Origin of the sequence: Rhodococcus erythropolis R138, from assembly GCF_000696675.2 — a bacterium.
GTDB lineage: Bacteria > Actinomycetota > Actinomycetes > Mycobacteriales > Mycobacteriaceae > Rhodococcus_F > Rhodococcus_F erythropolis.
The window spans coordinates 5,374,763-5,388,071 of record NZ_CP007255.1; the positions used below are offsets into that span (position 1 = coordinate 5,374,763).

The 13,309-nt window shown below is 64.0% G+C and carries 13 protein-coding genes; 2 read left to right on the forward strand and 11 right to left on the reverse strand.

Annotated features, from left to right (window positions below):
* The first annotated feature begins 5 nt into the window (after positions 1-5).
* Complete coding sequence (locus H351_RS24645) at positions 6-2,393, forward strand: serine/threonine-protein kinase (protein ID WP_029254776.1); 2,388 nt, start codon at positions 6-8, stop codon at positions 2,391-2,393.
* A gap of 15 nt (positions 2,394-2,408) precedes the next feature.
* On the opposite strand, the gene H351_RS24650 is transcribed toward H351_RS24645, so the two are convergent.
* The 6 genes from H351_RS24650 to H351_RS24675 form a co-directional block, all read right to left on the reverse strand.
* Complete coding sequence (locus H351_RS24650; RefSeq protein WP_020968845.1) at positions 2,409-3,608, reverse strand: acetate kinase; 1,200 nt, start codon at positions 3,606-3,608, stop codon at positions 2,409-2,411.
* Between the two features lie 2 nt (positions 3,609-3,610).
* On the reverse strand, positions 3,611-5,689 hold the full coding sequence (gene pta / locus H351_RS24655; protein ID WP_003944313.1) for a phosphate acetyltransferase: 2,079 nt from the start codon (positions 5,687-5,689) through the stop codon (positions 3,611-3,613).
* A 146-nt stretch (positions 5,690-5,835) separates the two neighbouring features.
* A complete protein-coding gene (gene fgd / locus H351_RS24660; RefSeq protein WP_029254775.1) occupies positions 5,836-6,849 on the reverse strand; it encodes a glucose-6-phosphate dehydrogenase (coenzyme-F420) in 1,014 nt (337 codons plus the stop codon).
* Positions 6,850-6,957: 108 nt separating this feature from the next.
* Complete coding sequence (locus H351_RS24665) at positions 6,958-7,305, reverse strand: YidH family protein (RefSeq protein ID WP_019749510.1); 348 nt, start codon at positions 7,303-7,305, stop codon at positions 6,958-6,960.
* On the reverse strand, positions 7,302-7,775 hold the full coding sequence (locus H351_RS24670) for an RDD family protein (protein ID WP_019749509.1): 474 nt from the start codon (positions 7,773-7,775) through the stop codon (positions 7,302-7,304). The genes H351_RS24665 and H351_RS24670 overlap by 4 nt, the downstream gene beginning before the upstream one ends.
* The gene (locus H351_RS24675) at positions 7,775-8,482 is read right to left on the reverse strand and encodes a hypothetical protein (protein ID WP_019749508.1); all 708 of its coding nucleotides are present in this window, start codon (positions 8,480-8,482) and stop codon (positions 7,775-7,777) included. Before H351_RS24675 ends, H351_RS24670 begins: the two co-directional genes overlap by 1 nt.
* Before the next feature lie 115 nt (positions 8,483-8,597).
* Here H351_RS24675 and H351_RS24680 point away from each other — a divergent pair, with 115 nt between their 5' ends.
* Complete coding sequence (locus H351_RS24680) at positions 8,598-9,539, forward strand: alpha/beta hydrolase (RefSeq protein WP_020968843.1); 942 nt, start codon at positions 8,598-8,600, stop codon at positions 9,537-9,539.
* Between the two features lie 29 nt (positions 9,540-9,568).
* Here H351_RS24680 and H351_RS32595 read toward each other — a convergent pair whose 3' ends face one another.
* From H351_RS32595 to H351_RS24700, 5 genes are read right to left on the reverse strand one after another with little or no spacing between them, the layout of a single operon-like run.
* Positions 9,569-9,757 (reverse strand): tRNA-specific adenosine deaminase, encoded by a 189-nt coding sequence (locus H351_RS32595; protein WP_244891392.1) that lies wholly within the window; start codon positions 9,755-9,757, stop codon positions 9,569-9,571.
* 23 nt (positions 9,758-9,780) lie between these two features.
* A complete protein-coding gene (locus H351_RS32600; RefSeq protein ID WP_244891393.1) occupies positions 9,781-9,933 on the reverse strand; it encodes a tRNA-specific adenosine deaminase in 153 nt (50 codons plus the stop codon).
* 28 nt (positions 9,934-9,961) lie between these two features.
* The gene (locus tag H351_RS24690; protein WP_029254774.1) at positions 9,962-11,104 is read right to left on the reverse strand and encodes an LLM class flavin-dependent oxidoreductase; all 1,143 of its coding nucleotides are present in this window, start codon (positions 11,102-11,104) and stop codon (positions 9,962-9,964) included.
* A complete protein-coding gene (locus tag H351_RS24695; RefSeq protein ID WP_029254773.1) occupies positions 11,101-11,925 on the reverse strand; it encodes a DUF1684 domain-containing protein in 825 nt (274 codons plus the stop codon). The genes H351_RS24690 and H351_RS24695 overlap by 4 nt, the downstream gene beginning before the upstream one ends.
* The gene (locus H351_RS24700) at positions 11,922-13,292 is read right to left on the reverse strand and encodes an NtaA/DmoA family FMN-dependent monooxygenase (RefSeq protein ID WP_029254772.1); all 1,371 of its coding nucleotides are present in this window, start codon (positions 13,290-13,292) and stop codon (positions 11,922-11,924) included. Before H351_RS24700 ends, H351_RS24695 begins: the two co-directional genes overlap by 4 nt.
* Positions 13,293-13,309: the final 17 nt, after the last annotated feature.

The following is a 13,309-nucleotide window of genomic DNA, read 5'->3' on the forward strand; positions in this document are numbered from 1 at the left end:
CTGACATGACCGAAGAAACCGGCCCCGAGCCCGACGCCACGCAAGCCTCCGTACCCCCCGAGCCTGACTCCACGCAGGCAGTTCACCGCGAGCCTGACTCCACGCAGGCAGTTCACCGCGAGCCTGACTCCACGCAGGCATCCCTACGCTCCGAACCCGAAGCCACCGGTGCCTACGAGCGCCTCGAACCGACCTCGGCCCAGATACGAGGAACCGCGCCGTCCGCATCCTCCTCCCCTACCGGCCGCTCCACTCGATCCCGCCGCAGCCGGTCGGGACGAAAGCTGCGCCTCGGCGGCGGCCTGGTCGAAGTTCCCCCCGTCCCGCAGATCGACCCCGCATCTGCGGTGATGAGTGACCCGACGGTCCCCGAGCGCAAACGGTTCTGTTGGAAATGCAACGAACCGGTCGGCCGTAAGAGCGCAAGCACCAAGGCAACTCAGCACGGCACCTGCCCCAAGTGCGGTTCCACTTTCGACTTCCGCCCACTCCTCGAAGAGGGCGAATTGGTATCAGGTCAATACGAGGTTCAAGGGCCCATCGCGCACGGCGGCCTGGGATGGATCTACCTCGCGATCGATCGCAATGTCAGCGACAGGTGGGTAGTTCTCAAGGGACTCTTGCATTTCGGTGATTCCGAAGCGCAAGCCGTTGCGGTGGCCGAGCGTCAGTTCCTCGCCGAGGTCGCCAACCCCAGCATCGTCAAGATCTTCAACTTCGTCGAGCATCCGCGCCCGGACGGGACACCCATGGGGTACATCGTCATGGAGTACGTGGGCGGGCGATCATTGCGCGAGGTGCTGGCCGAATTCCCGGACGGCAAGCACATGCCGATCGAGCAGGCAATCGGCTACGTACTGGAAATCCTTCCGGCGCTGAGCTATCTGCATTCCACCGGCCTGGCGTACAACGACCTCAAACCTGAGAACGTGATGGTCACCGAGGACCAACTGAAGCTGATCGACCTCGGCGCCGTGTCCGGGATCGAAGACTACGGATACCTGTACGGCACTGCCGGCTATCAAGCGCCGGAGATCATCGAGACCGGCCCGACCATCGCCTCCGACATCTTCACCGTCGGAAGAACACTCGCGGTTCTCACCCTCGACATGCCCTCGAAGCACGGACGGTACCTCGACGGCCTTCCCGAACCCGAGGACGAGCCACTGCTGCGGGACAACGAGTTCTTCCACCGCCTGCTGCTGCGCGCCACCGACCCGGATCCGAAGAAGCGTTTCCAGTCGGCCGAGGAGATCGCGGGCCAACTCACCGGCGTTCTGCGAGAAATCCTCGCGGAGCAGACCGGGCAGGAGAATCCTGGGCTTTCGCTCGTGTTCAGCAGGCAGCGAACGTCTTTCGGCACCGACGAATTGGTCGGGCAAACCGATGTGTACGTCGACGGTATCAGCCACGACGCTGCTCTCGATCCGCGCGAAGTTGCGCACGCACTTCCCATCCCGTTGGTCGACCCCACCGATCCCAACGCGCCGTTGCTGGCGGCAGCGGTGCACAGCGAACCGTCTCAGACTCTCGATGCGTTGAAACACGCCCGCGAGAACGGAATCGACCGAACGTCAGGCACACCGGCGGCCGCCATCTCCGGCGAGGTCCGACTGGCCGAGGCCAAGGCTCATCTCGATCTCGGCGATCCGGAGACCGCGCTGAGTGTTCTGGACGAACTCCAGCAGAGCATCGGTGATCACTGGAAGATCGAGTGGTATCGAGGGCTTGCAGCGTTGCAACTGGACCGATTCGAGCCCGCCTTCAGTCATTTCGAGACCGTCCTGACGGCTCTGCCGGGCGAGGCTGCACCCAAACTCGCGTTGGCGGCGACAGCAGAACTGATCCTCCAGCATTGGGAGAGCGACGACCCGGACCAATGGTGCCGCTTCTCGGAGAAGTACTACCGCACCGTCTGGCGGACCGAACGGAACTACGTCAGCGCAGCATTCGGGCTCGCCAGACAACTCGCCGATCACGGCAACAAGAAGGCAGCCATCGCCGCCCTCGACGAAGTTCCCACGTCTTCCCGGCACTACAACGTCGCACGGATGTCGAGCGCTCTGACGATGCTGTCCGGCGTTCCGATCGCCGAACTCGACGAATCGACTCTGAGGGAAGCCGCCCGTCGCGTTCGCGCGCTACCGGCCGAGGAGAGCCGAAGTCTGCAGATGCGAACCCTGGTGTTGGGTACGGCACTCGATTGGATTCGCTACGGAAACCGCTCGCACACCGAACTCGAACCCATCCTCGACCTGCCATTCACCGAGCAGGGTCTGCGCACCGGAGCCGAAGCCTGCCTTCGCGCCCTCGCCCGCGCCACGACCTCCCGCACGCACCGCTACGCCCTCGTGGACCGGGCGAACGCGGTGCGTCCGCGCAGCAATTTCTGACGCGCTCCCCGAGATTTACAGCGCGGCCACCAAAGCCTTCGCCGCGCGGGCGATCGCCAACTCCTCGTTGGTGGGGACCACCAGCACCTCGACGGCCGACGTGGATGCGGAGATACGACGCTCGTCGCGGCTCTTCGCCTCGTTGAGAGCCGGGTCGACCTCGATTCCGAGACGGGAGAGGCCAGCCAGGCTGTCGCGTCGTACGTCGATGTTGTTCTCGCCGACACCGCCGGTGAAGGTGATGACGTCGACGCCACCGAGTTGAACGATGAAGGCGCCGATGTACTTACGGAGCATGTGTACGTAGACGTCGTAGGCAAGTTGTGCGTCTTCGTCGCCGCCCTCGATCAGTGCGAGCAAGGCACGGAAATCGTTGACTCCCGACAGTCCCTTCAAACCGGAACGACGGTTGAGGAGGTCGTCGATCTCGTCGACCTTCATTCCCGAGTTGCGATTGAGGTGCAAGATGATGCCTGGGTCGATGTCGCCGCTGCGGGTGCCCATGACAAGACCCTCGAGCGGGGTGAGGCCCATCGTGGTGTCGATAGCCTTGCCGCCCTTGATTGCCGAGGCCGAAGCGCCGTTTCCGAGGTGCAGAACAATCTGATTCAGCTCGGCCGGATCCTTGCCGAGGAAGTCCGCGACTCGTCCCGACACGTATTCGTGTGAGGTCCCGTGGAAGCCGTATCGACGAATCTGGTTGGCCTTGGCCACATCCCGATCGATCGCGTAGGTCGACGCTGCGGCGGGCAGCGTGTGAAAGAAGGCAGTGTCGAACACTGCTACGTGCGGAACGTCTGGCAGTTCTTCGCGCGCCACCTCGATACCGATCACGTTGGCCGGATTGTGCAGCGGCGCAAGGTTCGACAAATCCGCGATGGCTTTCACGACGCCGTCGTCGATGAGCGTCGGCGAATAGAAGATGTCACCACCGTGCACGACTCGGTGACCGACGGCGATGATTCCTGCCTCGCTCAGCGGCCGTCCGACCTCGGCGACGATGTCGAGCACCATCTTCAGTCCCGCACGGTGATCGGCGATGGGGAGGCTGCGGTCTTCGACTCCGGTGCGGTGGTTGTAGACGATGTGGCCGTCGGGTTCACCGATGCGCTCGATGAGGCCGTGCGCTACCGATTCCGCTGTATCCGGATGCACGAGTTGAAATTTGATCGATGACGAGCCGGAATTGATGACCAGTACGGTGCCGTCGCTCACGCTTACGCTCCCTGTGCCTGTATTGCCGTGATAGCCACGGTGTTGACGATGTCCTGGACCAACGCTCCACGCGAGAGATCGTTGACCGGCTTGTTCAGTCCCTGCAGAACCGGGCCGACGGCGATAGCGCCGGCGCTACGCTGCACTGCCTTGTAGGTGTTGTTGCCGGTGTTCAAGTCCGGGAACACGAACACCGTGGCCTTGCCCGCCACCAGAGAATCCGGCATCTTCTTGTCAGCGACACTCTGCTCGACGGCCGCGTCGTACTGAATGGGCCCTTCCACCAACAGGTCCGGTCGGCGCTCGCGCACCAAAGCGGTCGCGGTGCGAACCTTGTCGACGTCGGCTCCACTGCCCGAATCGCCGGTGGAGTACGAGAGCATCGCAATGCGCGGATCGATACCGAACTGCGACGCCGTCTGTGCGGACGAGATCGCGATGTCCGCCAACTGCTCCGACGTCGGGTCCGGAACCACGGCGCAGTCACCGTAGGAGAGAACGCGGTCGGCCAGGCACATCAGGAAGATGCTCGAAACCGTCGAAACTCCGGGGGCCGTCTTGATGATCTCGAACGAGGGCCGGATCGTGTGAGCGGTGGTGTGGGCGGCACCGGAGACCATGCCGTCGGCAATACCCAAGTGCACCATCATCGTTCCGAAGTACGAGATGTCGGCGATCACCTCGCGTGCCCGCTCGATGGTCATGCCCTTGTGCGCCCGCAGCGCGGTGTATTCCTGTGCGAAGCGCTCGGTGTACTCGGACTGCGCGGGCGCGAGGACCTGCGCGCCGCTGATGTCCACGCCGAGTTCCGCTGCGCGTCGACGCACACTGGGTTCGTCGCCGAGGATCGTCAGGTCGGCAACCTGGCGCTGCAGCAGCCGGCCGGCCGCGCGCAGGATCCGGTCGTCGTCACCCTCCGGGAGGACGATGTGCTTGCGATCGCGTCGAGCGCGGTCGATGAGCTTGTACTCGAACATCTGTGGGGTCACGACCGACGGAATCGGCAGTGCCAGTCGGTCCATCAGGACGTCGGCGTCGACGCGCTGTTCCATCAAGCTCAGCGCAGTGTCGACCTTTCGCTGCGAACCGACTGCCACGCGTCCGCGGGTTTGGGCTGCAGCGCTTGCGGTGTCGAAAGTGCCGAGGGTTGTCGTGAGGATCGGAAGACGCTGTTTGAGGCCGGCCATCAACGCCGCGATGGCCGGGTGCGGCGTGATCCCGCCATTCATGATGATGCCCGCGAGCGACGGAAATCCCTCCGCCTCATGCGCATTGAGCAACGCGAGCAGCACGTCCGAGCGGTCACCCGGTGCGATGACGACCATGCCCTCGACCAGACGCTCGAGGATGTGCTCGGCGGTCATTCCGCCCACCATCACCTTCAGTGCCTCGCGGTGCAGCAGTTCCGGGTCACCCGAGTACAACTCACCGCCGGTGGCCTCCATCAACTCGGCCATCGTGGGTGAGACGAGCAACGGAATCTCCGGCAGGCTCCACGTCGGAACACCGATGTCGGACAGGGCTGCGGTGACCTCGTCGAGCTTGTCGGGATCGCAGCGATTGGCGACGACCGCGAGCAGGTGAGCGTGGTTGGCGGCCAACTCGGCGGCGCACAGGTGCGCGAGCTGAGCAACCTCCTCGACGCTGCGCCGAGCGCCTCGAACCGCCAACAGCACCGGCGCTCCCAGGTTCACGGCGATGCGGGCGTTGAAGCTCAATTCGCTGGGGCTTGCGACGTCGGTGTAGTCACTTCCGATGATCACGACGGCGTCGCACTGCTCGGCCACGGTGTGGTACTTCGCGACGATGTCGGCCAGTGCGGCTTCCGGATCGGCGTGAACCTGCTCGTAGGTGACGCCGAGTGCGTCGGCGTAGGAGAGATCGGCAGTGGTGTGCTCTAGCAGCAGTTCGAGGATGTAGTCGGTTTCCTCGGTCGAGCGGGCGATCGGGCGGAAGACACCGACCCGGGCGACAGTCGCGCACAACATCTGCAGCACGCCAAGCGCGATGGTGGATTTTCCGGTGTCACCTTCAGGGGAGGCGACGTAGACACTCGACACGGCAGCGGGCGCTTCTGGCATGCCCAACAGCCTAGTGTGGGCCGCCGCCCACCTTGCCACTGATCGTGGTCACGCTCACGGTGCAGCCGACAACCGGCCGCTACGAGAAAGACGAACGGTGCCTGCCACACGTCGAGTGGCAGACACCGTTCAGTTGATCTCGAGGATCAGCCCAGAGCACGCAGGCGGGGCGCGAGGTCACGCTCGAACAGTTCGAGGAAGCGGCGCTGATCGTGGCCCGGTGCGTGGAACACCAGGTGATTGAGACCGGCGTCGACGTAGGCCTTGACCTGCTCGACGGCGTCCTCGGGATCGGAAGCGACGATCCAGCGCTTGGCCACCTGCTCGATGGGCAGAGCGTCGGCAGCTGCTTCCATTTCGATCGGATCCTCGATGCTGTGCTTCTGCTCCGGCGTCAGGGACAGCGGCGCCCAGAAACGCGTGTTCTCGAGTGCAGCCTCCGGGTCGGTGTCGTAGCTGATCTTGATCTCGATCATCTTGTCGATGTCGGCGACGTCGCGCTCGGCCTTGGCCGCGCCCTCGGCAACCGCCGGAAGCAACTTCTCGGTGTAGAGCTCCATGCCCTTGCCGGAAGTGCAGATGAAGCCGTCACCGGCACGTCCCGCGTACCGGGCGACAACGGGTCCACCGGCCGCGATGTACACGGGAATCCCACCCTCGGGGACGTCGTAGATCGACGCGCCACGAGTGGTGAAGTACTCGCCTTCGAAGTCGACACGATCGCCCAGCCACAGCTCACGCATCAGCCGCACCGACTCACGCAGGCGCGCGAAGCGTTCCTTGAACTCGGGCCACTCGCCCTGGAAGCCGGTGGCGATCTCGTTGAGAGCCTCACCGCTGCCGACGCCGAGCATGATGCGCCCCGGGTAGAGACATCCCATCGTCGCGAACGCCTGAGCGATGACCGCCGGGTTGTAGCGGAACGTCGGCGTCATCACGGACGTGCCGATCTGCACGCGCTCGGTGCGCTCACCGACGGCCGTCATCCAGGCGAGCGAGAACGGCGCGTGTCCACCGTTGTGGCGCCACGGCTGGAAATGATCGCTCACCGCAACGGAATCCATGCCGTGCTGCTCTGCCAGAACTGCCAGCTCTACCAGTTCGCGAGGGCCGAATTGCTCAGCCGATGCCTTGTATCCGAGCTTGAGTTCCTGCGCCACCGTGCACTCCCTTGTCGTCTGTTTCGTTTACTTCTCTGACGTGCTTCTCGTTCTTTGCAGACTATCCAGACACCGCTCGGACTTCTCTGCGTATCTCAGCGAGGTATCTCAGCGAGCGAGGCTGGTAACCACCGTTGCCACGCCGGCCGCGACGGCAACCCCGGCCAATGCCAGTGCGAACAGCCACAGCGCATGCGGTTCCGGCATCGCCGCTCCGTCCTCGAGCGCCTTCTTCACCTGTAGCCAGCGTCGCATACCGACGAGGGCGGCTGCTGCCGAGAGTGCGATCAACGTCAGACCGAGCGCCGTGCGAACCCACCCTGTACTCCACTCGGGGACCAACTGGACGACGGCGATGCCGCCCGCCAGCAGGGCAAGCGAGCTACGCATCCACGCGAGGAAGGTGCGCTCGCTGGCAAGGGTGAATCGCTCGTCCGGGCGGTTCGGTTCACTCATGCGTGCTCGCCTCCGTGGGGTGCCACCAGATCCGGGTCCTGACGCCAGTCGTAGACGACCTCGGTGCGCAGAACGATGTCCTGCAACGATCGTCGCCGTCGATCGACCGCCGACCACAGCAATCCGAAGGCGAAGAGCACACAGAGCACCGCACGGATGAAGGCGAGCGGCCAACGGACCAACCGGTGACCCGACGTGATCACCCGCAACCCCATCACGAGGGAACCGACAGTTCGGCCGGTGGTCGCCCAGCAGGCAGTCAGGTAGGCCACCGAGACGCCGAGAAATGCCGTCGTGGACAGGAAGATTCCCGGTTCCGAGAACGTGAAACTCTGCGGCGAGAAGAGCAATCGAACAAAGGCCAAGGCCACGTACACGGAACCCATCAGGATCAGCACGACGCCCAGGTCGATCAGTCCGGCGAGGCCACGGGTGACGATTCCGGCCGGGCCGGAATTCTCCTGGGCCACTAGCGTTCACCTGCGTTCGTGTCCGGATGCGGCTCGTGTGAGGGTGGTGCGTTGTCGCGGCCGAACAATCGTCCGACGAACCCGGCGACAGCGTCGTCCGCCTGCATCCCCTGCACGCGCGCCCCGTGCACGGCTTCGGTGGAGAGTGAACCGGTCGATTCACGAATCATCTGTGGGAGGTCGACACCCTCGATGACCTGGTCGGCGATCTTGAGGAGGTCGACGCGGTCGATCTGGCGCTCGAGGTCGACGCTGTCGACGATGCCGTCGAGGTCGAGGCGATCGATCACTGCTTTGACGTCGAGTCGGCTTGCGATCGCATCGACGTCGACGCGATCGATGATCGGTTCGAGCGAGACCCGTTCGGCAATCTTGTCCACGTCGATGTTCTCGGCGATCTTGTCGATGTCCACGTGGTCCACGACGATCTTCGTGATGTCGACTTCGGCAAGAGCAGCGTCGACGACAGCTTTGATCACCGTTCTCAACGTGGAATCGGCAAATTCCGCTGTCGAGCGAATCGCTTCCGTGCCGCGGGTGGCGACCTGGGTGATCGCGTCGTCGAGTGCGTCACCGACAACGGGGATCCGCTGCACCGAATCAATGGCGAGACCAGCGGTTCTGCGCGCCGCACCAGCCGTGATCGCGGCCAGCCCGAAGGCCAGCCGAATCACGTCGGATTCGGGGTGATGCGACTGCGATCCCACGCAATTGTCTCCATCTTCTTACCGGACTGTTATCCGGACATTCGTCACTCTCCTTCGCATTGTGCCACTGTTGGTAGGCACAAATACGCTGTCCGGCTTGCGCCAGGGGGAAATAATGAAGGCACGTCGATTCACGGCCCGCTTGACGATGGCGGTGGCCATGGCTGCCGGCTTTCTCGGCCTCAGCACGCCGACCGCGAGCGCGGATTCAGTGGTCAGCCGCATCGATGTCTACTCCCCCTCCATGGACCGCTGGATCGCCAACGACGTGATTTCCCCGGCCGGCGGTGGCCCCGCCCCGACCTTCTACCTGTTGACCGGCGTCGGCGGCGGTGAGGACGGGATCTCTTGGTTCAACAACACCGGAGTTCGTGACTTCTTCGACGACAAGCACGTCAACGTGGTCATGCCGGTCGGCGGCAAGTTCAGCATGTACACCGACTGGAACGCCGACGATCCGGTGCTCGGCCGCAACAAATGGCAGACCTACCTCACCAAGGAACTACCGGCAGCGGTCAACGCTCGATACAACACGACCGGCGTCAACGCACTCGGCGGCGTGTCGATGGCCGGTGGACCGGTTCTGGACCTCGCGATCCAGTCGCCTGGCACCTACCGCGCCGTCGGCTCGTACAGCGGCTGCCCGCGCGCCGGCGACCCGCTCGGCCAGGCAGCGGTGCGCTCGATGGTCGAGATACTCGGCGGAGGAAACGCGGCCAACATGTGGGGGCCGTGGGGTAGCCCGCAGTGGGCTGCTCACGACCCGCTGATCAATGCCGAGAAACTGCGCGGCACAGCGCTGTTCATCTCCACCGGCAACGGCCTTCCCGGTCCGGTGGACGGAATCAACTCACTGGCGATGGCTGCCGGAGTCGTTCCCGGCGCTGTGCTCGAAGGCATCACCAACATGTGCACCGCTGCCCTACAGGGTCGATTCGGTCAGCTCGGCATCCCCGCGACGTTCAGCTTCCGACCTGAAGGCACCCACACCTGGGGACTCTTCGAAGCCGACATGCGTGCGTCGTGGCCGATGATCGCGGGCGCGATCGGGGCGTAAGCCTCACGGCCCTCCTTCAAGCCATGGCGTCAGGTGAGACTGCGCGCCCAGTCCCGCATCCCGGCGGGGCCAGTGCCAGTGGCGTATTCAGCGAACCACACCCGGGACACGCCGAGTGTGATCGCGGCACCCATGCACATCAGGCATGGTTCGAGATTGACCGCCAATGTCAATTCTCCTGACGCTCGAGTGAACCCGAGAGCCTCGTCGGCCTGCAAGATCGCTTGAAGGTCCGCATGGACTACCGTCGGCCGAGTGCCCGTTCTTGCGTGTACGCCCGCCCGAGAACACGGTCGTCGTCGAACACGACTGCCCCGATCGGCATCTCCCCGAGTTCCATGCCCTCACGCGCTACGTCAAGAGCAAGGGAAAGCGCATCTCGGGGCGAAAACATCACTCGACACTAGTAGACCAAGGCAAGCTCATGCTGCCAGTAGTGCGGGTAGCCCCCATTCCTTGGCAAGCAGCTCGTACGAGCGCAGACGATCCTCGTGCCGATGGGTCACCCCGGTGATCACCAATTCGTCCGCTCCGGTGAGCTTCTGCAAACTGTCGAGCCTGTCGGCGACGGTGGTGGGTGAACCGACGAACTGCGTGATCAGCCGATCCTCCACTACTGCTTTGTCGGCATCGGAAAGTGGGAGCGCTGTGGCCGGATCGGGGTACGGGATGGCGCCGTGCCCGCTGCGAATGCTGTGCGTCCAGTGCGCGAAGGTCGACGCCAACTCCCTCGCCGTCGCATCATCTTCCGCAGCAACAACATCCGCGGAGACGACGACATACGGCTCCGACAGAACTGCCGACGGTCGGAATGCTGCTCGGTATGCCTCGACGGCATCGAGCGTACTCGACGGCGCCACATGGTAATTCGCGCCGAACGGCAATCCGAGTCGTCCGGCGAGTTCGGCACTGGGGCCTGCGCTGCTTCCGAACACCCACAATTCGACGTCGGCGTCCTCGCCGGGACTGGCATGCAATTCGATGCCGTCGCGGGTGCGGTGGGTGCCGTTCAGGAGCGAGAGTATGTCGTCGACCTGCTGCTCGAAATCCGGCGCCTGCGCGCCCGGAAACGCCAATGCCTCGAACGACGCCTGCAATCTCGGTGACGTGAGAAGACCGGTTGGATCGAAGGGCGCCGGGATCACGACGCCGTCGCGTACGACGTTCTCCCGCTTCGATTCTGCCGGGGCAGGCGTTCCGGCAGCGACGGCACGAAGTGCCTCCACCCGACGCTGCCCGCTGCGCCCGATACCGAGATCGATACGACCCGGATACAGCGCTTCGACGGTACCGAAGGCCTCGACCACCTGAGCTGCCGTGTTGTTGCCCAGCAGCACTGCGGCCGAGCCGACGCGAATGGTGTTGGTCGCGGCCGCAATCAGTCCGACCAGAACGGCCGGTGACGAGCTGGCTACGCCGACGAAGTGGTGTTCGGCGACCCAGTACCTCTTGTATCCCCACGCTTCGGCAGAACGAGCGAGGTCCAGCGAGTTCCGCAAGGCCTGGCGGGCCGTGTCACCCTCACTGACCGGCGAGAGGTCGAGTACGGACAGCGGCGCGCTCACCTCGGTGCGCTTCCGTCGCGGTTATTCGGTGTCTTCTCGCCGGCTTCCACCGCGAACGGCAAACGATTCTCGGCGGGGGCGACGGGGCACGTCGCGTAATCGGTGAAGGCGCAGGGCAGGTTCGACGCCCGATTGAAATCGAGGACTACCGCGCCACCGGGCTCCGGTGCACTAACGTGCAGCGAGCGTGCGGCCGGGTACGTGGACACACCACTGGTCGCGTCGGTGAACAGGATGTGAAAGCCGTTGTCCTTGCCCGCGAACGCAATCAGAGTCCGGGTTTCTCCGTCGTGTTCGAAGCTGATGGTTCCGCGGGCGTCGTGATGATGCTCGAGGCGCTCGACGACCGCACCCGTCGTCACCGTCCGAGCCTCCTCGAAAGCGGTGAAAACACCGTCGATGCGCCACTGCGGGTTCGGCTCGAAGGTCGGGATACCACTGAACTGCGCCAAGGCCGGGGCCGACGAATCGTGGATCCGCAGAGCCACCTCGCCGGTGCGGCGGATGACCTCGACCAACCGCGCGCCCTGGTTGACGATCAGTCCCGGCGCACCCTCGATCGGATTCAGAGTGACCGAACCGTCCACTGCGACGCCGTCGATCGAGAGGTCGTCGGCCGGCGTCGCGGTGACGACAACGGCATTCGCGTCGGCGCGCCATGCGCCCGGCAGGTCTGCGAAGGTGGAATCGGTGTCAACCAGCCATTGCAACGCAGTCAGGCTCAGCCAGCCGAGTGGTTCACTGAAGGTGGCGTCGCGCGAGGCATGCCAAGCATTCCACTCGTCGGTGAAGGTGCTGGTGGAAGTGTCGGTAACGGTCATGATGCGCGGACTCCTTCAGCCTGCTCGTATGGGTGGCGCAGCCCGAGATGGCTGCGCAGGGTGGTTCCTGAGTATTCGGTCCGGAAACTGCCGCGGTCCTGTAGTTCTGGTACGACGGTGTCGATGAACTCGTCGAGGCCCGCGGGGGTGATGTGGGGAACGAGGATGAATCCGTCGCTCGCGTCGCCCTGGACGTAGGTGTCGATCTCGGCAGCCACCTCCGCTGCACTACCCACGAACTGTTGGCGGGCAGTCACTTCGATGATGAGTTCACGGATGCTGAGGTTTTCGGCCTCGGCCTTGGCACGCCACTGATCTGCGACCGCTCGCGGATCCTTGACGTGGCGGACGCGTCCGCGGGTGATGTTGACGTCGTCCGACGGATCTTCCTTCGGCAACGGGCCGTCGGCGTCGTACTGGGAAAGGTCTCTGCCCCAAACCTGTTCGAGAAAAGCGATGGCAGTCTGGGGTCCGACCTGCTGCCGCCGGATGTGATATGCCTTCTCCTGTGCGTCCGCGGCGTTGTCACCGAGCACGAAGGTGGCGGCGGGGAGAATCTTGAGGTCTGCGTGCGTGCGTCCGTACTTGGCCAGGCGTCCCTTCACGTCGGCGTAGAACGCCTTGCCTGCTTCGAGCGTTCCGTGCCCGGTGAAGATGGCGTCCGCCTTGGCGGCGCCGAACTCGCGTCCTTCGTCGGAATCGCCTGCCTGCAGCAGAACTGGGTGTCCTTGGGGACTCCGAGGAACTTCGAAGCGTCCGGTGATGTCGAACTGCTTACCGGAGTGTTGGAACTGACCGACCTGCTGGTCGGTGGCAAAAATGCCGCGCTCACGGTCGACGATCGGACGATCGATGCTCCAACTGTCCCACAGCGTCCGTACTGCGTCGACCAACTCGTTTGCGCGTGCGTACCGCTCGGAATGCTCCAGATACCCACCGCGGCGGAAGTTCTCACCGGTAAAGGCATCCGAAGAGGTGACCAGGTTCCACGCGGCGCGGCCGTCGGAGAGATGATCGAGCGTCGAGAACTGCTTGGCCAACTCGTACGGCTCGTTGAACGTGGTGTTGATCGTCCCGGCCAGACCGAGATGCGTTGTCACACCGGCAACCGCGTTGAGAATACTGAATGTATCCGGGCGACCGACCACGTCGAGGTCGTGAATCATGCCCTGATGCTCGCGCAGGCGCAAACCCTCTGCGAGGAAGAAGAAGTCGAACAATCCGCGTTCGGCACTGCGGGCGAGATGCTCGAACGAGCTGAACTCGATCTGGCTCTTGGACGCCGGATCGGTCCACACCGTGGTGTTGTTCACGCCGGGGAAGTGAGCACCCAGGTGAACTTGCTTGCGAATCCTGTTCTGTGTCATCGGTGTTCCTGTTCTCT

Excerpts from the sequence above, each read along its gene's own strand:
- H351_RS24665 (WP_019749510.1), bottom strand. The coding sequence starts at position 7,305 with ATGAGTGAACCGAACCGCCCGGACGAGCGATTCACCCTTGCCAGCGAG.
- H351_RS24645 (WP_029254776.1), top strand. The coding sequence starts at position 6 with ATGACCGAAGAAACCGGCCCCGAGCCCGACGCCACGCAAGCCTCCGTA.
- H351_RS24695 (WP_029254773.1), bottom strand. The coding sequence starts at position 11,925 with ATGACCGTTACCGACACTTCCACCAGCACCTTCACCGACGAGTGGAAT.
- pta (WP_003944313.1), bottom strand. The coding sequence starts at position 5,689 with ATGCCAGAAGCGCCCGCTGCCGTGTCGAGTGTCTACGTCGCCTCCCCT.
- H351_RS32600 (WP_244891393.1), bottom strand. The coding sequence starts at position 9,933 with ATGTTTTCGCCCCGAGATGCGCTTTCCCTTGCTCTTGACGTAGCGCGT.
- H351_RS24680 (WP_020968843.1), top strand. The coding sequence starts at position 8,598 with ATGAAGGCACGTCGATTCACGGCCCGCTTGACGATGGCGGTGGCCATG.
- H351_RS24700 (WP_029254772.1), bottom strand. The coding sequence starts at position 13,292 with ATGACACAGAACAGGATTCGCAAGCAAGTTCACCTGGGTGCTCACTTC.